The 1,064-nt window shown below is 47.9% G+C and carries 3 protein-coding genes; 2 read left to right on the top strand and 1 reads right to left on the bottom strand.

All coding sequences use genetic code 11. The features are described 5' to 3' along the window. The first annotated feature begins 74 nt into the window (after positions 1–74). Positions 75–377, top strand: a complete 303-nt coding sequence (locus AC1DUO_RS25350) for a phage protein NinX family protein (RefSeq protein WP_013576200.1) — start codon at positions 75–77, stop codon at positions 375–377. 135 nt (positions 378–512) lie between these two features. After that, a complete protein-coding gene (locus tag AC1DUO_RS25345) occupies positions 513–749 on the top strand; it encodes a DUF4060 family protein (RefSeq protein ID WP_013576199.1) in 237 nt (78 codons plus the stop codon). A gap of 60 nt (positions 750–809) precedes the next feature. Here the strand turns inward: AC1DUO_RS25345 and AC1DUO_RS25340 are convergent. Then, positions 810–1,064: hypothetical protein (locus tag AC1DUO_RS25340; RefSeq protein ID WP_477989446.1), on the bottom strand; the 255-nt coding region annotated here is incomplete at its 5' end.

Raw genomic sequence — 1,064 nt, 5'->3', positions numbered from 1 at the left:
CTGATCTTCCTTCATAAAACTGTCTTATTCCTCCGGTAGTCTCCACGCATGTGCCCTGCAGGATGGAATAACTGATGATCAAATGGTCTGAAGAAAACGACAGTGAAGTGAACCACAACATAGCCTTACTGACCGGAGAGGAACCTGAGAAGTGGTATCCCTATGGCGGAATGAAAGGCAAAGATTATTGCAACAACCCCTCCGATGCGTGGCCGATCATTTGCGCCAACAAAATCAGCATTAATTTTAAAGAGTTGCAAAGCAATCCTCTCTGGCTTGCTGAAATCAGCAGTCCTCAAGGCCAATGGCAGGCGCAAAGCAAACGTCCCCTTCGTGCCGCTATGGTATGTTTCCTGCTTAGTAAGACTTGCGTATAAACAAAAGCGCAGAGATACTCAGATAGTGACAAAGTTTTGCAAAGAAGTGATTCGAATAAGCGTCGCATAAAGCGATGCGTATCAAGTGATTAATGTTTCCTCATTTTGACAGTTGTGTCTAAGGCGGAGTCCATTATGAAGCGCATCATTAAAGGTGATAAAACTCTCTCCCATCTGGTGGTTGCTCATGCAGCTATCGACAGTCATGAAAAAGCCTACGGCAAACGCCGGCAGGGCTGGCCTTCCACCTATCTCATCAAATATAAAGATGCGCGTGTTGCGGTCGAAGTTGTGACCCGCAGACAATCCTATGTTGCCACCCTCATGATCGGTGCCAGAAATCTCACCAAACTTTGTGGTATGCCTGCCTGATAATCGGGAAGTATTCCTGTAACTTCAAACCGTGCCGGAGATATCCGCCACGGTTTTTCGTTATACAGGCTTTCTCATCAGATAACGCTGCCGGAGGTTACCCCGCTGAAAAGGCCGTTTCATAACAGATAGCATCAGTGCGATGACATCGAGGATCAACAGCAATGTTCCGGTGATGGCTAACGCCGTCAGCCCCAGCAGGGCGAGAAGGAAAATCTTTACTGAGGTCGGAACGGTCATCCGGCGAAAGCGGGAACGCAGCCATAAACGTCCATATTGTGCCTGGATCTGCATAATATGGGTCAGCCTTGACGC

Source organism: Rahnella sp. P4_A8 (genome assembly GCF_056402435.1).
The sequence above is the reverse complement of the archived record's forward strand: the minus strand, read 5'-3'. Positions and strand labels throughout refer to the sequence as shown.

Coding starts and splice junctions, on each gene's coding strand:
- AC1DUO_RS25345 (WP_013576199.1), top strand. CDS start 513: ATGAAGCGCATCATTAAAGGTGATAAAACTCTCTCCCATCTGGTGGTT.
- AC1DUO_RS25350 (WP_013576200.1), top strand. CDS start 75: ATGATCAAATGGTCTGAAGAAAACGACAGTGAAGTGAACCACAACATA.